23 protein-coding genes are annotated in these 25,395 nt (G+C 70.2%); 7 read left to right on the forward strand and 16 right to left on the reverse strand.

The genetic code is table 11. The features are described from left to right. Positions 1-6 precede the first annotated feature (6 nt). A complete protein-coding gene (locus ABD056_RS04440) occupies positions 7-1,182 on the forward strand; it encodes a BaiN/RdsA family NAD(P)/FAD-dependent oxidoreductase (protein WP_343864803.1) in 1,176 nt (391 codons plus the stop codon). A gap of 37 nt (positions 1,183-1,219) precedes the next feature. Here ABD056_RS04440 and ABD056_RS04445 read toward each other — a convergent pair whose 3' ends face one another. Together ABD056_RS04445 and ABD056_RS04450 are read right to left on the reverse strand one after the other, a co-directional pair. Beyond that, positions 1,220-3,622, reverse strand: a complete 2,403-nt coding sequence (locus tag ABD056_RS04445; RefSeq protein WP_343864805.1) for a bacteriohemerythrin — start codon at positions 3,620-3,622, stop codon at positions 1,220-1,222. Positions 3,623-3,853: 231 nt separating this feature from the next. Continuing rightward, positions 3,854-5,767, reverse strand: a complete 1,914-nt coding sequence (locus ABD056_RS04450) for a sodium:solute symporter family protein (RefSeq protein ID WP_343864807.1) — start codon at positions 5,765-5,767, stop codon at positions 3,854-3,856. 183 nt (positions 5,768-5,950) lie between these two features. Between ABD056_RS04450 and trhA the strand changes: the two genes are divergently transcribed. Further along, the gene (gene trhA, locus ABD056_RS04455; RefSeq protein ID WP_343864809.1) at positions 5,951-6,646 is read left to right on the forward strand and encodes a PAQR family membrane homeostasis protein TrhA; all 696 of its coding nucleotides are present in this window, start codon (positions 5,951-5,953) and stop codon (positions 6,644-6,646) included. A gap of 3 nt (positions 6,647-6,649) precedes the next feature. On the opposite strand, the gene ABD056_RS04460 is transcribed toward trhA, so the two are convergent. After that, the gene (locus tag ABD056_RS04460; protein ID WP_343864811.1) at positions 6,650-7,771 is read right to left on the reverse strand and encodes a helix-turn-helix transcriptional regulator; all 1,122 of its coding nucleotides are present in this window, start codon (positions 7,769-7,771) and stop codon (positions 6,650-6,652) included. A 203-nt stretch (positions 7,772-7,974) separates the two neighbouring features. Here ABD056_RS04460 and ABD056_RS04465 point away from each other — a divergent pair, with 203 nt between their 5' ends. The 3 genes from ABD056_RS04465 to ABD056_RS04475 all read left to right on the forward strand — a co-directional run bounded on the left by ABD056_RS04465 (position 7,975) and on the right by ABD056_RS04475 (position 10,928). Further along, positions 7,975-8,664, forward strand: a complete 690-nt coding sequence (locus ABD056_RS04465; protein WP_343864813.1) for a fasciclin domain-containing protein — start codon at positions 7,975-7,977, stop codon at positions 8,662-8,664. A gap of 139 nt (positions 8,665-8,803) precedes the next feature. Continuing rightward, on the forward strand, positions 8,804-10,303 hold the full coding sequence (locus tag ABD056_RS04470; RefSeq protein WP_343864815.1) for a helicase HerA domain-containing protein: 1,500 nt from the start codon (positions 8,804-8,806) through the stop codon (positions 10,301-10,303). A 124-nt stretch (positions 10,304-10,427) separates the two neighbouring features. Further along, positions 10,428-10,928 (forward strand): hypothetical protein, encoded by a 501-nt coding sequence (locus ABD056_RS04475; RefSeq protein ID WP_343864816.1) that lies wholly within the window; start codon positions 10,428-10,430, stop codon positions 10,926-10,928. A 34-nt stretch (positions 10,929-10,962) separates the two neighbouring features. Here ABD056_RS04475 and ABD056_RS04480 read toward each other — a convergent pair whose 3' ends face one another. The 3 genes from ABD056_RS04480 to ABD056_RS04490 form a co-directional block, all read right to left on the reverse strand. After that, complete coding sequence (locus ABD056_RS04480; RefSeq protein ID WP_343864818.1) at positions 10,963-11,766, reverse strand: M48 family metallopeptidase; 804 nt, start codon at positions 11,764-11,766, stop codon at positions 10,963-10,965. Between the two features lie 151 nt (positions 11,767-11,917). Further along, a complete protein-coding gene (locus ABD056_RS04485; protein WP_343864820.1) occupies positions 11,918-12,136 on the reverse strand; it encodes a SlyX family protein in 219 nt (72 codons plus the stop codon). A gap of 8 nt (positions 12,137-12,144) precedes the next feature. Beyond that, positions 12,145-12,516 carry a hypothetical protein gene (locus tag ABD056_RS04490; RefSeq protein ID WP_343864822.1) on the reverse strand — a complete coding sequence of 124 codons (372 nt, stop codon included), beginning with the start codon at positions 12,514-12,516 and terminating at the stop codon, positions 12,145-12,147. Between the two features lie 136 nt (positions 12,517-12,652). Between ABD056_RS04490 and ABD056_RS04495 the strand changes: the two genes are divergently transcribed. Further along, positions 12,653-13,078, forward strand: coding sequence for a hypothetical protein (locus ABD056_RS04495; protein ID WP_343864824.1), 426 nt, complete (start codon positions 12,653-12,655; stop codon positions 13,076-13,078). Between the two features lie 21 nt (positions 13,079-13,099). Here the strand turns inward: ABD056_RS04495 and ABD056_RS04500 are convergent, their stop codons facing one another. From ABD056_RS04500 to ABD056_RS04545, 10 genes are all read right to left on the reverse strand, one after another. Beyond that, the gene (locus tag ABD056_RS04500) at positions 13,100-14,056 is read right to left on the reverse strand and encodes a DMT family transporter (protein WP_343864826.1); all 957 of its coding nucleotides are present in this window, start codon (positions 14,054-14,056) and stop codon (positions 13,100-13,102) included. A 5-nt stretch (positions 14,057-14,061) separates the two neighbouring features. Beyond that, positions 14,062-14,394, reverse strand: a complete 333-nt coding sequence (locus ABD056_RS04505; RefSeq protein ID WP_343864828.1) for a cupin domain-containing protein — start codon at positions 14,392-14,394, stop codon at positions 14,062-14,064. Positions 14,395-14,414: 20 nt separating this feature from the next. After that, positions 14,415-15,485 carry a histone deacetylase family protein gene (locus tag ABD056_RS04510; RefSeq protein ID WP_343864829.1) on the reverse strand — a complete coding sequence of 357 codons (1,071 nt, stop codon included), beginning with the start codon at positions 15,483-15,485 and terminating at the stop codon, positions 14,415-14,417. 38 nt (positions 15,486-15,523) lie between these two features. Next, positions 15,524-16,768 carry a Zn-dependent hydrolase gene (locus tag ABD056_RS04515; protein ID WP_343864831.1) on the reverse strand — a complete coding sequence of 415 codons (1,245 nt, stop codon included), beginning with the start codon at positions 16,766-16,768 and terminating at the stop codon, positions 15,524-15,526. 39 nt (positions 16,769-16,807) lie between these two features. Further along, entirely contained in the window at positions 16,808-17,818 is a 1,011-nt protein-coding gene (locus ABD056_RS04520; RefSeq protein WP_343864833.1) for a ketopantoate reductase family protein, read from the reverse strand. Beyond that, a complete protein-coding gene (locus tag ABD056_RS04525; RefSeq protein ID WP_343864835.1) occupies positions 17,815-19,536 on the reverse strand; it encodes an ABC transporter ATP-binding protein in 1,722 nt (573 codons plus the stop codon). The genes ABD056_RS04520 and ABD056_RS04525 overlap by 4 nt, the downstream gene beginning before the upstream one ends. Beyond that, the gene (locus ABD056_RS04530) at positions 19,533-20,375 is read right to left on the reverse strand and encodes an ABC transporter permease (RefSeq protein WP_343864837.1); all 843 of its coding nucleotides are present in this window, start codon (positions 20,373-20,375) and stop codon (positions 19,533-19,535) included. The genes ABD056_RS04525 and ABD056_RS04530 overlap by 4 nt, the downstream gene beginning before the upstream one ends. Position 20,376: 1 nt before the next feature. Further along, positions 20,377-21,354, reverse strand: a complete 978-nt coding sequence (locus ABD056_RS04535) for an ABC transporter permease (protein WP_343864839.1) — start codon at positions 21,352-21,354, stop codon at positions 20,377-20,379. A 122-nt stretch (positions 21,355-21,476) separates the two neighbouring features. Further along, the gene (locus tag ABD056_RS04540) at positions 21,477-23,105 is read right to left on the reverse strand and encodes an ABC transporter substrate-binding protein (protein ID WP_343864840.1); all 1,629 of its coding nucleotides are present in this window, start codon (positions 23,103-23,105) and stop codon (positions 21,477-21,479) included. A gap of 163 nt (positions 23,106-23,268) precedes the next feature. Beyond that, positions 23,269-24,021, reverse strand: a complete 753-nt coding sequence (locus tag ABD056_RS04545; RefSeq protein ID WP_343864842.1) for a class II aldolase/adducin family protein — start codon at positions 24,019-24,021, stop codon at positions 23,269-23,271. Between the two features lie 370 nt (positions 24,022-24,391). Here ABD056_RS04545 and ABD056_RS04550 point away from each other — a divergent pair, with 370 nt between their 5' ends. Further along, positions 24,392-25,351: a LysR family transcriptional regulator gene (locus ABD056_RS04550; RefSeq protein ID WP_343864844.1), complete on the forward strand. Its 960-nt coding sequence runs from the start codon at positions 24,392-24,394 to the stop codon at positions 25,349-25,351. The last annotated feature ends 44 nt before the right edge of the window (positions 25,352-25,395 follow it).

Raw genomic sequence — 25,395 nt, forward strand, 5'->3', positions numbered from 1 at the left:
CGGTCCATGCAGCAGTTTGACGTCATCGTTCTGGGGGCCGGTGCCGCCGGCCTCATGTGCGCCCTCACCGCCGGCAGGCGCGGGCGGCGGGTGGTGGTGCTCGACCACGCCGACAAGCCGGGGGCGAAGATCCTCATCAGCGGCGGCGGCCGCTGCAACTTCACCAACCTGGGTTGCGCCCCCGACCGCTTCCTGTCGGAGAACCCGCATTTCGCCAAGTCGGCCCTGGCGCGCTACAGCCAGTTCGACTTCATCGACATGGTGACGCGCCACCGCATCCCCTACCACGAGAAGACCCTCGGCCAGCTGTTCTGCGACGACACGGCGATGCGCATCCTGCGCATGCTGCTGGACGAGTGCACGGCCGGCGGCGTCGACATCCGCCTCGCCCACCGGGTGCAGGAGGTGAGCCACGCCGACAGCTTCCGCGTCGTCACCGACAAGGGCAGCGTCCAGGCGCCGTCGCTGGTCATCGCCACCGGCGGTCCGTCCATCCCCAAGATGGGCGCCACCGGCTTCGCCTACGATCTGGCGCGGCAGTTCGGGCTGGCGGTGGTGCCGCCGCGCCCGGCGCTGGTGCCGCTGACGGTCGGCGAGGCGGACCTGGTGCTCATGCGGCCGCTGTCCGGCGTGTCGGTGGATGCGCTGGCGCAATGCGGCAAGGGGCGGTTCCGCGAGAACATCCTGTTCACCCACCGCGGCCTGTCCGGCCCCGCCATCCTGCAGGTGTCGTCCTACTGGCGGCCGGGGGAGACGGTGGTGCTCGACCTGCTGCCCGGCACCGACGCCGCCGCCCGCCTGATCGCCCGCAAGCAGGACCGGCCGAAGGCGGAGCTGAAGACCATCCTGGCGGAGCTGCTGCCGACCCGCCTCGCCCAGGGGCTGGCGGACCACGGCCTGCCGGCCGGCATCATGGCGGCCCAGCCGGACAAGGCGCTGCGGCAGGTGGGGGAGCGGCTCAACCGCTGGACGGTGGTGCCGGCGGGCACCGAGGGCTTCGCCAAGGCCGAGGTGACGGCCGGCGGCATCGACACCCGCGCCCTGTCCTCCCGCACCATGGCAGCGCGGGAGGTGCCGGGGCTGTTCGTCATCGGCGAGGCGGTGGACGTCACCGGCTGGCTCGGCGGCTACAACTTCCAGTGGGCGTGGTCGAGCGGCTGGTGCGCCGGCCAGGAAGCCTGACCCGCCGCACCGCCCGCCGCCCCGCCGCGTCGATCCGTCACGCCGCGCGGCCGCTGCGGCCGCCGGCGCCCAGCCGGCCCTGGGCCTGCATGTGCTGCATGAACGGCCGGTCGGACTTGTGGATGTGGTTCTTCAGCCAGTCGCCGACGTGTTCGAAGAAGGCGATGACCGCGTCCGGCGAGCCTTCCTCCACCGCCGGCGCCGTCCGCTGCAGGTAGTCGAGCAGCGCCCGGTGCTGCTGGCGGTGGGCGTCCAGGCCGGGGAAGCGGCTGGCCTGCATCTCCGCCTCTTCCTCCTTGAAGTGCTTGGCCATGTCGGCCTGCATGCGGGCGAGCATGGCATGGGCGGCGCGGCGGCCGTCGCCGTGCAGCATCTCGCCGGCGAAGGTGTTCAGCTCGGTGATGATGGCGCGGTGGTGGTCGTCGATCTCGCGCACGCCGACCACCATGTCGGCGGTCCATTCCAGCAGCTTGATGTCTTCCTTGTTGGCGCGCACCTGGGCGATGAACCGCGCCACCTCGTCCTTCAGGCGGGCGGCCTGGGTGGACAGGTCCTGCGACGCCTCGGCGATGCGACCAGCGGCCTCGCCGGTTTCGGCGGCGGCGCGCTCCACCTCGCCGATGCTGTCCGACACCTCGCGGGTGCCGCGCGAGGTCTGCTCGACGCTGCGGGCGATTTCGGCGGTGGCGGCGTTCTGCTCCTCCACGGCGGCGGAGACGGTGGTGGAAATCTCGCTCATGCGGCCGATGACGCCGGCGATGGAATGGATGGCATCCACCGCCCGGCGGGTGCCGTCCTGGACCGACTGGATGTTGCCGGCAATCTGCTCCGTCGCCCGTGCGGTCTGGTTGGCGAGGGTCTTCACCTCGTTGGCGACGACGGCGAAGCCCTTGCCGGCCTCGCCCGCCCGCGCCGCCTCGATGGTGGCGTTCAGCGCGAGAAGGTTGGTCTGGCTGGCGATATCGGTGATCAGGCTGATGACGTCGCCGATGCGGCCGACATCCTGCGACAGGGCGGCCACCGCCTCGGACGAGGTGCGCGCCTCGCGGTCGGCCTGGCTGGCGATCTCGGTCGAATGCACCACCTGACGGCCGATGTCGGCGATGGAGGCGGTGAGTTCCTCGGTGGCGGAAGCGACCGTCTGGACGTTGCCGGAGGTCTCGGCGGCGGCGGCGCTCACCAGGGTCGCCTGACTGCTGGTGCGGGAAGCCACTTCGGCCATGTGCGAGGACGAGGCCTGCAGCTCGGCGGCGGAGGTGGTGAGGCGGTGCACCACCTCGCCGATGGTGGCGTCCAGGCTTTCCACCAACTTGCGCAGGGCGGCCTTGCGGTGTTCCTCGCCGCGGATCACTTCCTCCACCTTCTCCTGCTCCAGCTGGCGCATGCGGATCAGCTGGCTCTTGAAGTGACTGACGGAGGAGGCCATGCGGCCGATTTCGTCCTGGCGGCCGGTGTAGGGCACCTCCACCTCCAGGTCGTCCTCGGACAGGCGGGCCATGACGCCGGTCATGGCCAGCACCGGCTGCGCCACCAGACGGCGCACCATGAAGCCGACCAGGGCGATGATGGCCGCCACCACCACCAGCGTCGTTACCGCCATGGTGATGCGGAAGTTCACCAGCGGCGCGAAGGCGGCGGCGCGGTCGATGGCGAAGCCCAGCCGCCAGTCCACCCCCGGCAACCCCTCCACTGGGAAGAAGGCGACCAGATGCCCGTCGGCGGTTTCCCGCAGGGTGCTGGCGCCGGCGCCGAGGGCGGCCGCCGTCAGGCCGCGGTAGGCATCGCCCATGGGCTTCAGGGTCAGGGCCTGGTCAGGGTGGATCAGCACGGTGCCCTGGCTGTTGACCAGGAAGCCGTGGCCGATGCCGCCGAGATCGAGGCCGCGCACCAGCTGCACCAGCACGTCCAAGGTGAGGTCGCCGCCCACCACCCCCTGCAGCCCGCCGCTGCCGCCCGCCTTGACCGGCGTGGTGACGGTGACGATCAGCTTGCCGGTGGAGGCGTCGGTGTAGGGTTCGGTGATGGTGCTGGTGCCGATGCGCTCCGCATCCTGGTACCAGGGGCGGCGGCGCGGGTCGTAGTCGGCGGGCAGTTCCTCGGGCGGGTGCATGGTCATCACCCCCTCGGCGCTGCCGAAGTAGGAAAACATGAAGCGGCCGGCGAGGCTCGGCCGGTCGATGAGCGCCCGGACGGCCTCCACCCCGGTGTCGCCCTGGACGTCGTCGGCCAGGTTTTCCACCAGCGCCACGCGGGCGTTCAGCCAGTTGGTGATGCTGCTGGTGGCCAGGGCGCCGCTTTCCTGCACCTGCGCCTGCAGGGCATCGCGGATGGCGCCATCCTGCCGCTGGTCGAAGTAGAGCGCAAAGGCGCCGACGCAGACGACCACGATCACCGAACAGGCGATCAGGATCTTGTTGCCGATGCTCAGACGAAGTGCCATGGCCCTCAGGCCTCCCTCACCAAATCCCAACCTGGGGGCGCCGCCGTCGGCGGCCGCTCACCTTCGGGGTATGGTAGGACAAGCCAGGAGGCGTAATCATCATCAAAATGTTCCGGATGCGCCATTTCTTCTTTCAGTAGTGCAAGAGGCGCCAAATCCTCGCTGCTGACGCAACCGTACACCGGCCACCACTGGCAAGACTCAGCCGGCGGTCGTATTTGCAAGGGACTATCATTCCGCCGGAGCATCCCCGGCCGCCGGCTGACGGAAACGCAGATCCTCTCCGGTCAGGTAGCGCCACCACACCGGCACCAGCGCCAGACCGCCGGCGATCATGCCCCAGGTCATCAGGGCGCTGGCGCCCGGCGGGGCGACGATCAGCCGGCCGACGCCGACCAGCAGCAGGAACAGCGACAGCGCCGTCGCCCCCACCGCCCGCACCCGCTGCGCCAGCAGGCGCACCGGCTCGCCAGGGTCCTCGCCGGACAGCGCCGCCTCGCGCCGCCAGAAGCCGTAGGGGCGCACCTGGCGGTAGAAGTCCAGCAGCACGTCGGGATCGGTGCGCGGCGTGACGAAGGTGACGCCGATGGCCGCCGCCGTGGTCACCCCGGCCATGATGGACAGGCGTAGCCATTCGTTCTCGGCATCCATGCCCAGGGTCAGCAGCAGCACCGGCGCGGTGATGAGCGACGCCACCATGGCCGCCAGTTCCGACCACAGGGTGATGCGGTTCCACAGCCAGCGCAGCACCAGCACCGCCCCCATGCCGGCGCCGAACAGCAGCGAGATGAACCACGCCGCCTGGATCGACCCCAGGTTCGCCATCACCACCAGGGCGATCACCAGGATGCCGACGTTGGACAGCCGCGCCACCACCACCAGTTCGCGGTCACGCGGCTCCCGCTTCAGCCAGCGGCGGCATACCAGCCCGTGGTAGACATCGTTGGACCAGTAGCTGGCGCCCCAGTTCAGGTGGGTGTCGACGGTGGAGGCCAGCGCCGCCAGCAGGCCGGTGAGCATCAGCCCCCGCACCCCCGGCGGCAGATAGTCCTCGATGCCGGTGACGAACAGGATCTCGCGGCTCGCGGCGAACTCGGGCGACCCCGCCTGTTCCGGCGTGAAGGGGTAGAGCACCAGCAGGCCGACGGCGATGGCCAGCCAGAACAGGCTGCGCAGGAACACCTGCGCCCAGGCGAACAGCACCCCGGCGGTGCGGGCATCGCGGTCGGTGCGGCAGGCCATGGAGCGCTGGGCGAGGTAGCCGGTGCCGTCGGAATTCATCTGGAACAGCCACTGCAGGCCGATCAGCACCAGGAACGGCAGCAGCAGCCCGCCCGCCATGTCGGGGCCGAAGGACAGCATGCGGTCGGCCTCGGCATCGCCGTAGAGGTCCACCACCCGCTCCGTCAGGTGGCCGAAGCCGCCGGCCGCGTCCACCACCACCCAGGCGTAGACGGCGGTGCCGATCATGGCGAGGGCGAACTGCACCACGTCGGTGGCGATGACGCTGCGCAGCCCGCCGGTGGTGGAATAGGCGGCGGTGAACAGCAGGATCAGCAGGATCGAGATGAGGTTGTTGGTGGTCGCCACATCCTGCGGCAGGCCGGTGACGCTGTTGCCCAGCTCCAGCCCGATGCCCTGCACCGCCGCCAGGGCGGCACCGTAGACGCCCTCCGGCAGCCACTGGTGCCAGGGCAGGAAGACCTCGGCGATGCGGATGGCGGCCACCAGCACCATGGCCAGCACGACGCAGTTGATGACCGTGCCGTAGTACACCGCCTTCAGGAAGCGCAGCAGCGGCACCGCCCGGCCGGAGTAGCGCACCTGCGTCAGCTCGGCATCGGTCAGCACGCCGCCGCGCCGCCAGCCGGTGGCGAACACGAAGGCCAGCAGCAGGAAGGCGAGGCCATAGATCCACAGCCGCCACAGGGCGAAGATGCCGGCGGTCGCCACCAAGCCGCTGACCAGCAGCGGCGTGTCGGCGGCGAACTGGGTGGCGGCCATGGAACACCCGGACCGCCAGCCGGAGACCGACTTGCCGGCCAGGAAGTACTCCTGCAGATTGCGCCCGGCAAGGTGGCGGGAGCGCAGGCCGGAGCCGATGGCATAGGCCGCGAAGGCCACGACGATGAGCAGGTCGATCATGGACGCCTCTCACCCGCGCCGCGCAAGGTCAGCGCGGGTCCTCCCGGAGCGGTTGTTGTCTTTGGGAACTTACGCTTCCGTGACGCGGCCCGTTGCCGCCGCCCGCCCGCACCCCCATCTGAAGCGTTGAGCCCGCAGGACGCACCGCCACGGAGATGCGGCATGACCAGCCGGCGCCCCTTGATGACGCCCACGACCACCCTTCCGCCGTTCCCCACCTACACCCGCGCCGAACGCCTGGCCGACGCCATCGTCCACTGCATCGGCGTGCCGGCGGGGGTGATTGCGGCGGTGTGGCTGCTGGTGGTGGCCGCCGCCAACGGCGAGGCGCCGGTGATCGCCAGCCTTGCGGTCTACGCCGCCGGGCTGATCGGCATGCTGACCGCCTCGGCGCTCTACAACATGACGCCGCCGGGGCGGGCCAAGGCCATCTTCCAGCGCATCGACCACGCCATGATCTTCGTGATGATCGCCGGCAGCTACACCCCCTTCGTGGTCAATGCCCTCGACGCCGGCTTCGGCATCACCCTGGCGGCGGTGGTGTGGATCGGCGCCGTCACCGGCGTGGTGCTGAAGGTGGCCTTCCCGCGCGTCAACGACCGCCTGTGCCTGGCGCTCTACCTCGGCCTCGGGTGGACCATCGTGGTGGCGCTGGAGCCGCTGGCGGGGGCGGTTTCCGCCACCACCCTGTGGCTGCTGGTGATCGGCGGCCTGCTCTACACCGGCGGCACGCTGCTGCACGTGTGGGACCGTCTGCCCTTCAACAACGCCGGCTGGCATGTGGCCGTGCTGGGCGGCGCGGCCTGCCACTTTGCCGCCGTCCTGCTGGAATTCGGCTACGGCCACCGCCCCCTGGCGGCGGCGGTGGGGGTGGGGTGACGGTCAGCGCCGAGCCGCCGGCGCGGCCGTCTGCGACAGCAGCAGCACCAGCCGCACCAGATCCGACTGCCGATGGCTGTCGGTTTTCTCCAGCACCGCCTTGAGCTGGCTGCGCAGGGTGGAGATGCGAACGGCCCGCCGCTCGGCAAGCTCCCTGAGGGTCGCGCCGCAGGCCAGTTCCACCGCCACGCGGGCTTCGGCCGGTGTCAGGCCGAACAGGTCGCACAACATGCGGCCGACGGGCAGCGAGCGCGGCTCCGTGCTCAGCAGCACCACAGCCGCCGGCTCGTCGAACATCCCCACCTGCATGACGCTGACCGGCATCACCTGGAGAAAGATGCGCCGGTCGGGCCCCGTGAGCAGCAGGGAACCCCCGCCGGAGCCGGCAGAACGGCGGGCGGTTTCTATGGCGGAGGCGACGGCGGCCTTGAACTTCTCCTGCAGGAAGGTATCGGCAATGACCATCCGTCCCTGCCGCAGGCCCAACGCCCGCCCCGGCCGCAGCGCGTCCTCTGCGAGCCGGTTCAGGCACTTGATGCGACAGTCCGGTCCCAGCACGGCAACCCCGGTGGCGATGCAGTCAAGGACGGCACTCAGCAAGGCCTGCGACCGGTCCCGAACCGTAAGGGTCTGCTGTAGCTGATACGCCCGCACGAGATGGCTGCGGACGGTCTGCATCAACGCCACTTCAGCCGGTCCGAACGGGTCCTGGCCGATGCTGCGATGGACTGCCACCACCACCGTGTCGCCATGGCGGTACTGCCCGCCGCCCATGACATAGCGCAGCCGGTTGGGCAGCAGGAACTCCTGGTAGAAGGAGTTGCGCCGGACCACATCACCGTCGAAGTGCTGATGACAGAGGAAGATGGAGCCCGGCGGCAGCCGTTCCGACACGCGGATGCGGGGATCCTGCAGGAACAACTGCTGCGTCATGTAGACGCGCCCGGCTTCGGCAAACTCCTCGCTGGTGACAATGCTGCTGGTGCCGCCGGGACCATACCACTGGATGTTGGCGGCCAGCCCGGTGGTCAGCCTCTCGATCCCCGCCACGACATCAGCCCACGCCGCCGGGTCGCTGACGCCTTCGTAGATCCGCCCTATGGTGTGGTCCAGGTCTTGTGTCATGGACCCCTCCGCACGACCGCTCCAGGAAGATCGGGAGAAGCACTCGGCCTCTTATCCAGAATAGTCGAAACCGACCCCATTGGACACTTGGCGGCAGGAGAGTCTCATCCCCCATTTGGCGGATGAACGCAGACGCGCCCGGCCGGACCATGGCGGCGGATCAGCATCGGATCCGCCCCGCACCTCATGAGGAGGAAGACGCCATGCTCCCGCGCCTGCTGTCCGCCGCACGTCCGGCCGTTGTTCTTGCTCTCGCCCTTGCCGCCACTGCGGCGACCGCTCAGACGCCCGTTCCCGGCGGCGGGCGGGACTGTATTGTCGCCGGCGCCGCCCGCGTCATGAGCGTCGAGGCGACATGCCCCGGCAACGCCTTCGCCGTGCTGTCCTCCCTGCGCCACGAACGTCAGGTGCCGCGGCTGGATGCCCGCGGACTGGTGATGCTCGACCCGCAGACGGGACTGCCGATGATGGACAGCGTCACCGACACCTACGGCCGCTTCCTGGAACTGGCGGAACTGGCCGGTGCCGGCCCGCTGCTGCAGGGTGACGAGCCGCATACCGTGCTGGCGGTCAGCGACCGCGCGCTCGGCGACAGCTATGACGACCTGAAGGCCGCCCTCACCTCCGGCGACGCGGCCCGGACGCTGGCGGCCCAGCAGGTGGTCCTGCATCACTTCTTCGACGAGCCGGTCTGGGCGGAGTATTTCTCCTCGTCGAGCGGCAAGATCTGGACCAAGGCCGGCACCTGGCGCGACGGCGGCACCCCGATCGCTTTCAACTATGCCAGCAGTTCCGGGCCGGTGATCGGCGGGCGTCATCCGCTGCGCCATGACGTTCCGGCCAGCAACGCCGTCATTCATCTGGTCGACGGACTTCTGGCCGACAGCAAATAGGCCGCGGCGGCACCCGGCAGGGATCGCGGCGCCTTTCGCGTCGGGCCCCTGCCGGCGGCCCCTCCCCTCACGTCGGGCTGGCCCCGTGCCTGCCTTATGGGCTATATCAGGCCCTCCCCGACGCGAGAGACAGGTGTACATGAAGGTCAGCATCGACATGGGATCGGCGTCGGCGGGCAAGCCCGCATCGCTCGATCTCGAGGAGCTGCTCGCCACGCGCCTGCTGGTGCAGGGCAACTCGGGCTCCGGCAAGTCGCACCTGCTGCGCCGCCTGCTGGAGCAGAGCGCCCAGTGGGTGCAGCAGGTGGTCATCGACCCGGAAGGCGATTTCGTCACCCTGGCCGACAGGTTCGGCCATGTGGTCGTCGATGCCTCCGACCACAACGACGCCCAGCTGCAGCAGGTGGCGGCGCGGGTGCGCATGCACCGCGTCTCGGTCATCCTCAACCTCGAACACCTGGACGCCGAGTTCCAGATGCGCCGCGCCGCCTCCTTCCTCGGCGGGCTGTTCGACTGCGACCGCGACTACTGGTATCCCGCCCTGGTGGTGGTGGACGAGGCGCAGCTGTTCGCCCCCGCCGCCGCCGGCGACGTTTCCGACGAAGCGCGCAAGGCCTCCCTCGGCGCCATGACCAACCTCATGTGCCGCGGCCGCAAGCGCGGGCTGGCCGGCGTCATCGCCACGCAGCGCCTGGCGAAGCTGGCCAAGAACGTGGCGGCGGAGGCGTCCAACTTCCTCATGGGCCGCACCTTCCTCGACATCGACATGGCGCGCGCCTCCGACCTGCTCGGCATGGAGCGCAAGCAGGCGGAGATGTTCCGCGACCTCAAGCGCGGCCACTTCATCGCCCTCGGCCCGGCCATCAGCAACCGCCCCTTCCCCATCGTCATCGGCGCGGTGGAGACCAGCCCGCGCGCCACCAGCCCCAAGCTGATGCCGCTGCCGGAAACGCCGCCGGCCGATGCCGCCGACCTCATCTTCAAGCCGGGCGAGAACGAGCCGGCGCCCGCCCCGCGCCCCATCCGGCCGCTGCCGGCGCCCACCGCCACCAACGACATCCTGCAGCAGCTGGCCCGCGCCAAGCCGCCGGAGCCGGAGGTGGAGGAAGAGGACGACGCCGACCCGCAGGTCTCCATGGAACGCATCCTGCGCGACCTGATCGCCGATCCCGATGCCGCCTTCCGCTCGGTCGCCGTGCTCTACCAGGATTTCCTGGTCCGCTGCCGCATGAAGCGGGTGAACGGCCGCCAGCTCGACCTTGCCGCCTTCAAGCGCAAGCTCGCCGCCGCCCGCGCCGGGGTGTCGGTGGAGGCGGAGCATTCCAGCGAGTGGGAAAAGGCCCAAGGGGTGGCGGACCGCCTGCCGGAAGACCTGCAGCCGCTGTTCCTGCTGCTCGCCCGCGCCGCCATGGACCGCGCCCCCTGCCCGTCCGACACCGACATCGCGCGGGCCCGCAACAGCCGCTCGCCGCGACGGGCGCGCGGGCTGCTCGACTACATGGAGAGCCGCGGCCTGATCGTGATGCGGGAAGAGGACGGGCTGCGCGTCATCGCCCTGCCCGATCTCGGCTGGGAAACCGCGCCCGGCGATCCGCAGGCGGGCGAGGAAGCGGTCAACCAGGGCGACCTGTTCGGCTGACTGCGCTGCCGCCGCCGCGCCGCTGTCGCGTTCTCCCTCGCGGCGGCGCAGCACCGCTGCCCCCTGTTCAATCGGCGGGCGAGCGGGTAGAGTTGTCATACATCCAACGGAGGGGGGCCTCGCGATGTTCGGCATCAAGCTTCCCGGCGCCGCCGCCGACAAGGCGGAGCAGCAGCGTCAGGCCATCGAGCGCGCCAAGGCCGATTGCCTGAAGACCCTCCACGAGATGGAGGACGCCTCCCCCGACACCGCCGAGCGCCTGCACAAGATGCTGAAGGACCGCTGCGGCAGCGACAAGCAGCTGCCGTTCGACTTCAAGAAGGCGCTGCTGGAAAAGGCGCGCGAACACGAGCGCCACGCCAACATGCGCGAATGCGACCGCCTGCTGCATCAGGCGGCCCGGCTGGCGGCGGAAGAACACCTGACCGAACGGGCGCAGAAGCTGGGGGCCGGACGGCGCTACTTCAGCAAGGCCTGTACCCTGGGCGCCGACGAGGACTTCCGCCGGGCCGCCCAGCGGCTGATGGAAACCATCATGCTGACCGGCGGCGTCCACAAGGACGGGCCGAGCCGCGCCAAGCCGCTCGACCTCGCCCCGAAGGCGCCGAACCGGGCCAAGGGCTGAGCCCCGGCCCGGCCCCGGCCCGCGACCCCCGTCCTTACATCCGGCCGCCGGCCTGGCGGTAGATTTCCAGGGCTTCGGGCATCATCTGCTGCAGGTACTGGATGCGCTGTTCATGCCCCGGGTGGGTGGAGGCGAAGACCGGCGGCTGGGCGCCGCCCGCCTGCGACATGCGCTGCCACAGTTCCACCGCCGCCCGCGGATCATAGCCGGCGCGGGCCATGTAGACGAGGCCGCGGCGGTCGGCATCCAGTTCCTGGTTGCGCGAATAGGGCAGCAGCAGACCGTATTGCGCACCCGCGCCCAGCAGCGCCGCCACCTGCTCCGGCTGGCCCATGCCGGCCTGGCCGAGGGCGGCACCGGCCAGATCGACCCCCATCTGGGTCGCCATCTGGCTCGACAGCCGTTCCTGCGAGTGGTTGGCGTCGACGTGGCCGATCTCGTGGCCGATCACCGCCGCCAGCTGGCTTTCGTTGGCGGCGACGCGGAACATGCCTTCATAGACGCCGATCTTGCGGCCCGGCAGGGCGAAGGCATTGGCTTCCTCGCCGGCGAAGACCATCACCTCCCACTGGCGCGGATCGTGGCCGGCGGCGGTCAGCAGGCGGTCGGCGATCTGGCGCGCCGCCTGCTGGTAGGTGGCGTTGCGCGACGGCGGCATTTCCTGGCGCATCTGCTGCCACGTCTGGGCACCCATCTGCGCCACCTGCTGCTCCGACACCAGATTGATGCCAAGGCCGGTGGACTGCCCGGCGCAGGCCCCGAGAACCAGGGTTGAGCCCACCGCGGCGGCGGCCGCGACGCGGCGGATGCGGGAACGGGCAGAGGGGCGAACGGCCATCGGAACAAACCTCCTGCAACGGAACCGGCGCCCGACGGTGGAGGGCGCCTTACGATCACTGCCTAACACGCACCACCGCCGGCGGGTTGCGGCCGTCGGCGCGGCGCCACCCGTTGCGTGTCATGAACCGCGAGTCGAGCAGAGGAAAACGTCAGTAATGAGGCGGCGGCGGCTCGTCCTGCGGCGCCCCGCCGGGGCCCGCCTCCAGTTCCATCACCCGGTCGATCAGGCGGCGGATCTGCAGCGCCATGCGGTCGATGATGCGCCCCTGCTCGGCGATGACGTCGGACAGGTCTTCCGCCGCCCGCTCGTGATGGGCAAGGCGGCTTTCCAGGTCGATGACCCGCTGTTCAAGATCGTCGGCAGCCATGGCCCCTGCTACTCCGCTTCCAGACCGAACCGCCGCACCACGCTCGGCTGCGCCACGCCGGCCTGCAGGCACAGCAGGATCAGACGGGCATCGGCGCTGTCGCCGGCCGCCACCGCCTGCTCGATCCGCCGCTCGGCATCGGCGACGGCCTCCGGGCCGACGGCGGTGGCATGATCCTCCGCCCCCAGCATGACATGGGCCAGCAGGTCGGAGGCATGGCGCAGGGCGGCGGGATCCTGCCGTGCGTCCGCCAGCAGCTTGAGGACGGTGAGCTTCACCGCTTCCGGCACGACGGCCGGATGCAGCCCGGCGGCGCGCAGGGCGTCGTCGAGGCGCTGGATGTCGCGCGAGCGACCGAACAGGGACAGCAGACCGAACATCGGCGCACCATAGCGCCTGCGGCGGCGGGAGGGAAGCGGCGGCGGCGGCCGGCAGCGCGGCGGAATGATCTGTTGAACAACTCAAGCGGGCGCGGCATAAGGAACAGGCACAGCTTTTGCGGGGGATTACCCAACCATGCGTCTGCGCCTTCTTGCCGCCGTCCTGTTCGCCACCGCCGCCGGCAGCACCGCCGTCGCCCTGCCCGCCGCCGCCGGTCCGTCCGATCCGCTGGTCGGGCGCTGGAGCGGATCGGTGCGGGCCGAGGCCGGCATCGTCTCCGCCGTCATCGACGTCCAGGGTCCGCGCATCGGCAAGACCGCCGGCACCCTGTCGCTGCGCGGTCCGGCGCCGTGGGACTGCAACATCTGGCTGGAGTACGCCGGCACGGTGGACGGCGTGCATGCCTACCTGCCGCGGCGCAAGAACGACGCCGGCGAGGGCATCGACCGCACCTGCAACACCAACGACTCCTATGTCGAGATCGGCGGCAGCGGCATGCACCTGCGCTGGCTGCGCGAGGGCAAGCCGCTGATCGAGGTGCCGATGAAGGTGGAGCAGTAAGGGGGACGACTCCGGCGGCGCTCAGGGCGCCCGGTTGCGGCGGCGGATCATCACGCAGGCCACCGCCGACACCACCAGCGCCAGCGCCGCCACCAGCCGCACCGTCAGCGCATCGCCCAGGATGATGACGGACCCGGCGACGCCCACCACCGGCACCAGCAGCGTCGCCACCGCCGCCTGACCGACGGTCAGCCGCTTGACGATGACGAACCACAGCATCTGCGCGATGCAGATGGAGAACACCAGGTGGTAGCCGAGCGCCAGCCACGTCGGCAGGTGCCAGTCGGACGGCGGCGGCGGCGTCTCGAAGGCAGCGGCCAGCAGCACCAGGGGGGCGGCGGCGACGGCATACTGCCAGCCGGTGACGACGATGACGTGGCCGACCCACTGGCCGCGCCGCTTCATCAGCACGGTGCCGAGCGCCCACGACACCGCCGCCGTCAGCATCAGCGCCGGGCCGAGCAGCGGCCCGCCCTGGCCGTTGACCGCCTCCGGCCCCAGCAGCACCAGCAGCCCCGCCATGCCGAGCGCCAGCCCGGCCACCTGCCGCGCCCCCGGCCGTTCCCCCAGCAGCGGCAGGGCGAGCAGGGTCGCCCATACCGGCATGGTGAAGGCGATGATGGCGGCGCGCGAGGTCGGCATCACCAGCTGCGCGAAGGCGGTGCACAGGTTGAAGACCAGGATGTTGAGGATGCCGGTCACCAGCAGCCACGGCACTTCCGCCGCCGGCACCCGCAGCCGCAGCCCCTTCACCACCGCCCAGCCGAGCAGCACGATGCCGCCGGTGGCGAAGCCGATGGCCCGCAGGGTGAGCGGCGGCAGCTCGAACAGCACGGTCTTCACCGCCGGCCAGTTGCCGCCCCAGAACAGGCTGATGCACAGCACCAGCGCGATCTTGAAGGCGGTGCCGCCGCCGTCGGCGGGCACGGCGGTGGGGGCGGCGGCAGGGGCGGCCGGCACGGCGCGGGCGGTGGTCATGACGGTCAGGCCCCGGCGGCGGCGGCCGGTTCCAGGAACTCCACCTCGACGAAGATCAGGTCGCCGATGCCCTCGTTCACCACGTTGTGGGCGGTGCCGGCGGGGCGGAAATAGCTGCGGCCCGGCTCCAGGTCGGCATAGGTGACGCTGCCGTCCGGGTGCTCCAGGCGCATGCGGCTGGCGGTCACCGGCACGATCACGTAATCGTACTCATGCGTATGAAATCCGGTCTCGTCGCCGGGGGCGAAGCGCCATTCGGTGACGCGGGTGCGGCCGTTTTCCAGGTGCTGCACCGGCGTCGCCTTGCCGGCGACCGGGTCGTTGTCTGCTGCGCACATGCGGATGATCCTCCGGGAACTCAGGCGGCGGCGGGTTCGGACAGGCGATGGGTCGCCTCGAAGCCCGTCAGGAAGCTGGTCAGGTTGGCCGCCAGATGGTCGACGGCATAGCCGCCTTCCTGGATCAGCACGGTCGGCAGGGCGGCGCCGCCGATCAGGCGGCCGAGGCGCTCGAAGCCCGGGGTGGTGACGCCGAAGAAGGCCAGCGGGTCATCCTTGAACGTGTCGAAGCCGAGCGACAGCACCATTACCGTCGGCGCGAACCGGCCGATGGCGCCCAGCGCCTGCTCCACCGCCGCCAGGAAGGCGTCTTCCGTGGTGCCCTGGGGCAGCGGCAGGTTGAGGGTGAAGCCCTCGCCCCGGCCGGCGCCGCGCTCGTGGCCGTAGCCGGCCATGAAGGGGTAGAAGCTGTTGGGGTCGCCGTGGATGGAGGCGAAGAACACGTCGTCGCGGTCCCAGAAGATGGCCTGGGTGCCGTTGCCGTGGTGGACATCGACGTCGAACACCGCCACCCGCGGCGGCAGGCCCCGCTCCGCCGCCAGCCGCGCCGCCTCCTGGGCGGCGATGGCGGCGTGGTTGAGGTAGCAGAAGCCGCCCGCCATGTCCTTACCGGCATGGTGCCCCGGCGGCCGGCACAGGGCATAGGCCGCCGCTTCCTCGCCCCGCGCCACCGCCCGCGTTGCCGCCACGGCGCAATCGGCCGCCGCCCGCGTCGCCGCCCAGGTGCCTTCGGCAATGGGGCAGGAGGTGTCGCTCATGTGATAGCCGGCCTGACCGATGATGCTGGTGGGGTAAGACAGCATGTCCGGCCCGCGATGGACGTGCGGGATGACGGCGGAGGACGAGTCCGGCATGGCCGTCCAGCGGGCATGGGCGGTTTCCAGGAAAGCGAGGTATTCCGGCGAATGCACCGCCGCGCGGGGGGCCGGACCGGCATCGGGCGCCACCTCCAGCCGGTCGCCGCGCGCCGTCAGCGCCTCAAGCACCGCCTGCACCCGCTCCGGCTTCTCCGGCACGGGCTTCGGCTGGCCGCGCACCAGGAACTGCGGCGGCCGGTGCAGGGCGGTATCCGGGTGGTGAAAACACAGCATCGGGGTCTCCTGGGGGCAGGACGGGGGGAGCAGGCGGCTCAGCCCGCCCGGGCGGTGGCCAGCACGGCGTCGAACAGCACGGCGCAGCCGCGGGCGGCATCCTCGGGGCGGATGTTTTCCGCCTCGTTGTGGCTGATGCCGTCCTCGCAGGGGATGAACACCATGGCGGTGGGGCAGACGCGGGCGACGTAGACAGCATCGTGGCCGGCGCCCGAAACGATGTCGCGGTGACGGAAGCCGTGGTTCTCCGCCGCCGCCCGCACCCGGCCGACCAGGGTGGCGTCGAAGGGGGTGGAGGGGAAATGCCAGAACTCGCTGATCTCCACCGCCAGGCCGAGCCCGTCGCAGATGGCCCGCGCCTCGTCGGTGAACCGGCGGCAGAACCGCTCCAGGGTGGCGTTTTCGGGATGGCGCAGGTCGACGGTCAGGAACACCCGGCCGGGGATGACGTTGCGGGAGTGGGGATGGACATCCAGGATGCCGACGGTGGCGCAGGCTTCCTCGCCGCCCTCCATGCCGATGCGGTTGACCAGATCCACCACCCGCGCCGCCCCCACCAGGGCATCCTTGCGCAGCCGCATGGGCGTCGGGCCGGCGTGAGCCTCCTGGCCGGTGATGGTGACTTCATACCACCGCTGCCCCTGGGCGCCGGTGACGACGCCCACCTCCATGCCCTCGTGCTCCAGGATCGGCCCCTGCTCGATATGGGCCTCGAAGTAGGCGGCGAAGGGCCGCCGGCGGTGATCGGCCTCCGCCGCGCCGCGCCAGCCGAGGCGGTCCAGCTCGTTCCCCAGGCGGGCGCCGTCCTGGCCGATCTTGTCCAGGATTTCCTCGGCGCCGAACACCCCGGCCCACACCCCGGAGCCCATCATGGGCGGCGAGAAGCGGGCGCCTTCCTCGTTCAGCCACACGGCGACCTCGACGGCGCGCTCCGTCTCGATGCCGCCGTCGGCCAGGGTGCGCAATACCTCCAGCCCCGCCAGCACGCCATAGACGCCATCGAAGCGGCCACCGGTCGGCTGGGTGTCGAGGTGGCTGCCCATGACCACCGGCGGCAGGTCGGGGTTGCTGCCCTCGCGGCGGACGAACAGGTTGCCGATGCCGTCGGTGATCACGCGGCAGCCGGCCTCTTCGGCCCAGCGGCGGAACAGGGCGCGGCCGGCGGCATCCTCGTCGGTGGCGGCCAGGCGGCGGCTGCCGCCCTTGTCGGTGGCGCCGATGGCGGCCATCTGCATCAGGCTGTCCCACAGGCGGGCGCCGTTGATGGGAGAGGTGGCGGACATGGATGTGGTTTCCTTCCTCTGCGTTTCTTGTCGGGGTGGTCAGGCCGCCTTGGCCGCCGTGGCATCACCCCGCCGCTGCGCCCGCATGTCGGTGAGGGCGGCGATGGTGTCGATGATCGGCGTCGGCACCCCCACCAGCGCCCCCAGCTCCGCCACCGAGCGGACGATGGCGTCGGTCTCCAGCCGGCGGCCGGCGTCCATGTCCTGCAACATGCTAGTGCGGTAGTCGCCCACCGACTGGGCCGAGGCCAGGCGGGCGTCGATGTCGGTGGTGAAGTGCACGCCCAGCCGCTCGCCCACCGCCCGCGCCTCCTCCATCAGCGCCCGCGCCACCGCCCGGGTGCCGGGGTCGGCGCACAGCTGGCCCATGGTGGCGCCGGTCAGCGCGCTCATGGGGTTGAAGGCGAGATTGCCCCACAGCTTGACCCAGATGTCGCCGCGGATGTCGAGGCTGCCGCGGGCCTGGAACCCGGCCTGGGCGAACAGTTCCACCACCGCCTCCACCGCCGCCGTGCGACGGCCGAGCGGGTCGCCGAAGATGAAGCGCTGGTCGTCGACGTGACGGATGCGCCCCGGCCCCTCCCCCTCCACCGACACCCAGGTGGCGGAACCGACCACCCGGTCCGGCGGGATGGCCCGCCACAGCAGGCCATCGGGGTCCACCGAGCGCAGGCGGTACGATCCCAGCGGCTCCGGCTGGCCGAGCGGGTACCACCAGGGAATGCCGTTGATCATGGGCACGACGACGGTCTGCGGCCCCATCAGGCTCGACAGGGTATCCAGCACGCCCGACAGCGCATGGGCCTTGACGCACAGGAACACGATGTCCTGCGCCCCGGCCGACAGGGCATCGTCGGTGACCGTCACCGGCACCCGGCTGACCCGGCCGAGCGGCGTCGCCATGGTGATGCCGTCGCGGCGGATGACCTCGGCGGTGCCGCTGCGGGCGACCAGGGTGACGGCGGCCGGGGTGGCGCCGGTCAGCCGTGCCGCCAGCAGACAGCCGATGGCACCGGCCCCGACGATGGCGACGGAGGGGGCGCCGCTCATGCCACCGCCCCCCGGCCACTGCTGCCGCCGCCGCCGGCTGCCAGCGCGGCGGCGGCCTGATCCCGGCGCAGGTGGCGCAGGTCTTCGGGGATTTCCCAGCCCTTGCCAGGAATGGCGTCGAGCAGGGTGCGGGTGTAGGGGTGCTGCGGGTTCTGGAAAACCTCGCGGGCGGTGTTCATCTCCACCACGCGGCCCTTCTGCATCACCGCGATGGTGTCACACACCTGCGCCGCCACCCGCAGGTCGTGGGTGATGAACAGCATGGCGAGGCCGAGGCGGTGGCGGATGTCGTCCAGCAGCTCCAGCACCTGGGTCTGCACCGACACGTCAAGCGCCGACACCGGCTCGTCGGCGATGATCAGCTTGGGCTCCAGCGCCAGGGCGCGGGCGATGGAAATGCGCTGGCGCTGGCCGCCGGAGAACTCGTGCGGGTAGCGGTCGACCGCGTTGGCCGGCAGACCCACCAGCCGCAGCAGCTCGCGCGCCCGTTCCATGGCCTTGGCGTGGGAGGTGCCGAAGGCGACCGGCCCCTGGGCGATGATCTCCCCCACCTTGTGGCGCGGGTTGAGCGACGCATAGGGGTCCTGGAAGATCATCTGGATGTCCTTGCGGACCGGCCGGAACTGCTTGCGGCTGAGGCTCACCAGGTCTTGCCCGCCGTAGAGGATGCGGCCGCCGTCGGCCTTGTGCAGCCCGACGATGCAGCGCCCGAGGGTGGACTTGCCCGACCCGCTCTCGCCCACCACGCCCACCGTCTCGCCGGGGTGGATGGTCAGGGTGATGTCGTCGCCGGCGATGATCTCCCGCCCCTTGCGCAGGAAGCCGCCGCCCAGGCGGAAGACCTTGCGCACCTTTTCCGCCTGCAGCAGCGCCTCGCCGCTTTTCAGGAAGTCGTCGCGGTGCTCGATGTAATGGGGCACGGCGGCGATCAGGTGGCGGGTATAGGGGTGCTGCGGCGCGTTCAGCATCTGCGCCGCCGGCCCGATCTCGACGCAGCGGCCGTGCTGCATGACGGCGACGGAAGTGGCGATTTCCGCCACCACGCCGAAATCGTGGGTGATGAACATGACGCCCATCTCCTTCTCCGCCTGCAGCTTGCGGATGAGGTCGAGGATCTGCTTCTGGGTCGTCACGTCCAGCGCCGTGGTCGGCTCGTCGGCGATCAGGATGTCGGGTTCCAGCGCCAGGGCCATGGCGATCATCACCCGCTGGCGCTGACCGCCCGACAGGCGGAACGGATAGCTGCGGCGCAGGTGTTCCGGGTCCGGCAGGCCGACGTCGGCCAGCAGCTGCACGACGCGGGCGCGGCGGGCGGCGGCATCCATGTCGGAATGGGCCTTCAGGCTTTCCTCGATCTGGTCGCCGACGGTCATCAGCGGATTGAGGGCGGTCATCGGCTCCTGGAAGATCATGGCGATGCGGCCGCCGCGCAGGGCGCGCTGCTCCCGCTCGCTCATGGTCAGGATGTCGCGGCCGCGATAGAGCGCCTGCCCGCCCGTCACCCGCACATGCGGCTTCGGCAGCAGGCCCATGACGGCATGGGCGGTCATCGACTTGCCGGAGCCGGACTCGCCGACCACGCACAGGATCTCGTTCTTGCGGATGGTCAGCGAGATGCCTTCCACCGCGTTGGGCCGGTCCGCCCCCTGCGGCAGGGCGACGGTGAGGTCGCGGACGTCGAGCAGGATGTCCGTATCGCTGTCGGTGCGGGTCATCATGCCTTCCCCTTGCGGGCCAGTTTCGGGTTGAGCGCGTCGTTGAGCCCCTCGCCCACCAGGTTGAGGGCCAGTACCGTCAGCAGGATGGCGATGCCGGGGAAGAAGCTCATCCACCACGCCTGCCGGATCACCGTGCGGGCGGCGCCGATCATGTAGCCCCAGCTCATGACGTTGGGATCGCCAAGGCCGAGGAAGCTGAGGGAGCTTTCCAGCAGGATCGCCGTCGCCACCATCAGCGAGGCCGAGACGATGATCGGCGACAGGCTGTTCGGCAGGATGTGGCGGAAGATGATGGTGCCGGTGCCCTGGCCGGTGGTCACCGCCGCCTGCACGAACTCCCGCGACCGCAGGGCCATGAACTCGCCGCGGGCCAGGCGGGCCAGCGGCGGCCAGCTGACGATGGCGATGGCGATGACGATGTTGGCGATGGTGGGCGTGAAGATGGCCACCAGCACCACCGCCAGCACGAAGTTGGGGATGGTCTGGAACAGTTCGGTGAAGCGCATGATGGCATCGTCCACCCGGCCGCCGTGGAAGCCGGCGACGGCGCCCAGGGTGACGCCGATCAGCAGCGCCACGGCGGTGGAGGTGAGCCCGATCAGCAGCGACACGCGGGCGCCGTGGACGATGCCGGCGGCGATGTCGCGGCCGAGGGTGTCGGAGCCGAGCAGCGCATCCTCCGACCCCGGCGGCTGGAACGGCATGGCGGTCATCTCCCACGGACTGGCGGGATAGATGAAATCGGCCAGCAGGGCGCACAGCACCACCAGCGCCAGGATGCCGAGACCGATGACGGCGCCGCGGTTGCGGGCGAAGGCCTTCCAGAAGTCGCGGGTCATGTCAGGCCACCTCGATGCGCGGGTCGACCAGCGAATAGACGAGGTCGGTCAGGATGTTGAAGACGATCACCAACACCGAGGTGACGAAGAAGATGCCGAGCAGCACCTGGTAGTCGCGCTGCAGCACCGCATCGAAGGCCAGCCGCCCGATGCCCGGCCAGGCGAACACCGTCTCGATGAGGATGGACCCGCCGACCAGATGCCCGGCCTGGATGCCGGCGAAGGTGATGACCGGCAGGATGGCGTTGCGCAGCACATGCTTGAGCACGATGCGCGTCTCGCCGAGGCCCTTGGCGCGGGCCGTCTTCACGAAGTCCATGTCGCGCACCTCCAGGATGGAGGCGCGGGTCAGGCGGGCATAGACCGCCATGTAGAACAGGCCGAGCGTCACCACCGGCAGCACCATGTGGCGGGCGATGTCGAGCACCCGCTCGAAGCCGGTGTAGCCGGCGCCGATGCTCTCGTAGCCGAAGGCCGGCAGCCAGCCGAGCTGGACCGAGAACAGCAGGATCAGCATGAGGCCGACCCAGAAGATGGGGGTGGCGTAGCTGACCAGCGCCAGCACGGTGATGGCGCTGTCCGACCAGCGGCCGACGTTCATCGCCGCCAGGGTGCCGAGCGCGATGCCGGCGGCCAGCGCCAGGGCAAACGCGGTGCCGGTGAGGATGAGCGTCGCCGGCAGGCGGTCGGCGATCAGATCCCACACCGGCCGCTGCTGGCGGTAGGAATAGCCGAGATCGCCCATGGCCACGTCGCGCACGTAGATGCCGAGCTGGACATGCAGCGGCCGGTCGAGGCCGAACTGCTCGCGCAGCTGCTGGACGTACTGCTCGTCGGCGGCACCGGCTTCGCCGGCCATCACCATGGCCGGGTCGCCGGGCGCGGCGCGCACCAGCAGGAAATTGATCACCACGATGGCGAGCAGGATGAAGACGGCCTTGAACAGCCGCCTTCCCAGGAACGATGCGATGCCGGCCATGGCCGTTCAGCCCTCTTCGCTGGGAAAGACATGGATGAAAGGACTGCGGGGCGGCGCGTGGCCGGCGGCGTCGGCGCCGCCCCACAGGATGCGCGGTCAGGCAGGGAGGGGGAGCGACCGCGTCACTTCTTGTCGACCCACACGTCGGCGAAGTTCTCCGTCGTGCCGATGGCGGTGGTGACGGCGTTGTGGACGCGCTTGTTCACGAAGGTCGGGAACTCCATCTCCAGCAGCCAGATCACCGGCAGTTCGTCGGTGAGGATGCGCTGCACCTCGCTGAACTGTTCCTGCCGCTTGGCGGGATCGTTCTCGACGGCGGCGGCGGCGAACAGTTCATCCACCCGCGGATTGCTGTAGCCCATGGTGTTGGAGAACATCACGCCCTGGCGGATGTTGTCGGAGATGTAGGTGCGCGCCACGCCCAGCGACGGATCGCCGTACTGGTAGACGAAGTTGGTGGTGGCCTGATAATCCCAGTTGGACACCTTCTGCACCCAGCCGGCGACGTCGGAGCTTTCCAGGTTCACCTTGACGCCGACCTTGCCCCAGGCCTGGCGCAGGTACTCGCCAAGGCGGGCCCAGGTCTCGCCGTAGGGCATGGGGGTGAGGGTGATTTCCGCCCGCACGCCGCCGGCGCCCGGCTTCAGGCCCATTTCATCCAGCAGCGCCTCGGCCTTGGCCGGGTCGAAGGGGTAGTGGGTCTTGTCCGGCTCGAACCCGGCGGTGACCGAGTTCACCGGCCCGGTGGCGACGCGGCCGAGGCTGAACCACACCTTGTCGCGGATGAACTTGCGGTCGATGGCGTAGGACAGCGCCTGACGGAAGCGCTTGTCGTCGAACGGCGCGACGCGGTGGTTGATCTCGATCCACGACAGCGGGGCGACGAATTCGTAGCCCTTGGTGGTCAGTTCCAGGTGCGGCAGCGCCTTCAGGCGCGGCACGTCGAAGGGCTCGATGTCGTTGAACTGGCTGATGTCGGCCTGCCCGGTCTCCAGCGCCAGGGCGCGGCTGGCGGCATCGGGGATGACGCGGAAGAAGATGGCGTCCAGATAGGGCTTGCCCTCCTGGTAGTAGTTCTCGTTCTTTACCAGCTTGATGTGGCTGCCCTTGATCCACTCGCCGAACTTGAACGGGCCGGTGCCGATGGGCGTGGCGTTCTGGGGGTTCTGCTTGTAGTCGGTGCCGTCGTAGATGTGGGCCGGCATCATCGGCGCCGACGACACCTCGAACGCCTTCAGGAAAGCCGGGAACGGCTGCTTCAGGGTGAAGACGACGGTGTGGTCGTCGGGCGCCTCCACCTTCTCCACGTGGCTGAAGTTGCCGCGGGCACGCGGGTGCGTCTCGGGCAGGAACTTGGTGGTGGTGAACACCACGTCCTTGGCGGTGAACGGCTGGCCGTCGTGCCAGGTGACGTTCTGGCGCAGCTTGAAGGTATAGGTCAGGCCGTCTTCCGACACTTCCCAGCTTTCCGCCAGCGACGGCATGGGGGTCAGGTCATGGGCGTAGGTGAGCAGGCCTTCATAGATCTTGCCGGCCACCGTCTGGGTCGGGCCCTGCTGGTTGAGGCCGAGCACCAGGATCGGCGGCTCCGGCTGGACGATGACGTTGAGGGTGCCGCCGCTCTGCGGCTGTTCCTGCGCCATGGCGGCCGTCGGCAGCACCGTGGTGGCGGCGGCGAAGGGCGCCAGCAGGGCCGCCGCGACGGCCCCCGAAGCGGCCATGCGCCGCAGGAATGCAAGTCGGTTGCTCATGACTTCACTGACCTTCCCTGTTGTCGCTGTTTGTGGTTTGGCAAGACGGCCGCCCGGAAGCCACCGGCCGCGGGCAACAGGCCGCCGTCCCCCGCCGCGAACCTGCGGGGGCAACTGGTTCCTCGATCCGATCCGATCCGCGCCGGCGGCGCGCAGCCTGCCGCTAGTCGCGGAAGCCGGCGCCGTCCTGCTGTTCCACCCAGCGCAGCAGCGGTGCCCATTCCAGCACCCCGGCGCGCGGGTAGACCTCTTCGTACTGGCGGGCGGTGTGCTCGCAGACTGCCGCCGGCGGCGTCACCACCGGGCGGCCGCCGGACAGGGCGGCGATCTGGGTCTTGCAGGCCTGTTCCAGGTCGACCATCAGCACCGCCGCTTCCGGCACGTCCTGGCCGACGGTGAGCATGCCGTGGTTGCGCAGGATCATGGTGTGGTGGCGGCCCAGGTCGGACGCCAGCCGCACCCGTTCCTCGTGGTTCAGCGCGATGCCTTCATAGTCGTGGTAGGCGACGCGGTTGTACCAGCGCAGGGCGTGCTGGCTGAGGGGCATCAGCCCCTCTTCCATGGCGCTGACGGCCATGCCGGCGGTGGTGTGCAGGTGGACGGCACAGCCGACATCGGGCCGCGCCATGTAGATCGCCGAGTGGATGGTGAAGCCGGCGGGGTTGGCCTCGCCGTCGCTGCCCTCGGCCAGCTTGCCGTCGATGTCCACCTTCACCAGGTTGGACGCCGTGACCTCGTGGAACATCAGGCCGTAGGGGTTGATGAGGAAGTGCCCGTCCTCCCCCGGCACCCGCGCCGACATGTGGGTGTAGATCAGGTCGGTCATGCCGAGCAGGTGGAACAGACGGTAGGCGGCGGCCAGATCGACGCGGGTCTTCCACTCCGCGGCCGACACCTTGCCCTGCTTCGAGGCCATGCGACACACTCTCCCATGCTACGGACGAACGCGACGGGCGCCGCCTGCGGGCGCGCGGGGCCGGTCCGTCCTGGTGAAACCTCCTGCCGGCGGCGACGGGGTCCTGGGCGGGCCCGGCTTGGTGCATGTTCATTCACCGCGGCTTCGTCATTAGGAGCCTGAAAGCCGCAGCGCGCAAATTGGGATTTCTGATTTGCGACATAAGCCGGATTTATGGTCTGCTGCGCCTGAGGGTGGCACCGACGGCGGCAGCCGGCGCGCCCTGGTTGCCAGTGTGAGCAGAACCCTGCGTCCGCCGCCACAGCGCATCGGGTGAAGCTGCTCCGCCCTATTTACTCGCCTTATCCCGAACCCGGACCGCCGCCCCGCCATGACCCAGACCCGCGACCTCGACCGCCTCGGCAACCAGCTGGACTGGAACCTGCTGCGCACCTTCATGGTGATCGTCCAGGAAGGCGGCATCACCGCCGCCGCCGGCCGCCTGTTCCTCACCCAGCCGGCGGTCAGCCTGGCGCTGAAGCGGCTGGAGGCGCAGCTCGGCCGCCAGCTGATCGAGCGCGGCCCCGGCCGCTTCCGGGTGACCGAGGCGGGAGAGACCATCTACCGCGAGATCGTCGACATCTACGGCACCATCAGCCGCTTCGGCATCCTGGTGCGCGAGATCCGCGAGGAAATCTCCGGCCATGTCCGCATCCTCATGACCAGCCGCATCCAGACGGTGGTGCTCGACCGGGTGCTGAAGCAGTTCCACGAACACCACCCCAAGGTCACCTTCCGCATCGACGTCATCCCCTCCACCGACGTTCACGTCGCCCTGCAGCAGAAGATCGGCACCCTCGGCATCTGCCTGATGCGCGAGGCGGTGCCCGGCCTGCAGAGCGAGGTGCTGATCCACCAGACCTATCGCCTGTACTGCGGCCGCACCCATCGCTTCTACGGCCTGCGCGACCTCGACATCGCCGACCTGCGGAAGGAGGATTTCGTCTCCTTCACCACCGACCAGATCGATGGCACCCTGTCGCCGCTGGCGGTGTTCCGCGCCCGCGAGGGCTTCGCCGGCCGCATCGTCGGCGCCTCCGCCAACCTGGAGGAAGTGCGGCGGATGATCGTCTGCGGCCTCGGCATCGGCCCCCTGCCCGACCACATCGCCGCCCGCGACGTGGCCGACGGCGAGCTGTGGGAACTGCCGCCCTATGGCGGCGTGGCGCCGGTCGACATCCATCTCATGTGGAACCCGCAGGCCAAGCTGAACCGCGCCGAGAAGGCCTTCATCGACGCCCTGCGGGCGGAAGTGGCCGACCTGCCGGTGGAGCAGCGGCTGCCGGTCTGACCCTTGCGCTCGCCTTTCCGTTGCGCATACCCTTCCTCTCTGCT

The organism is Caenispirillum bisanense (genome assembly GCF_039523075.1).
Lineage (GTDB): Bacteria > Pseudomonadota > Alphaproteobacteria > Rhodospirillales > Rhodospirillaceae > Caenispirillum > Caenispirillum bisanense.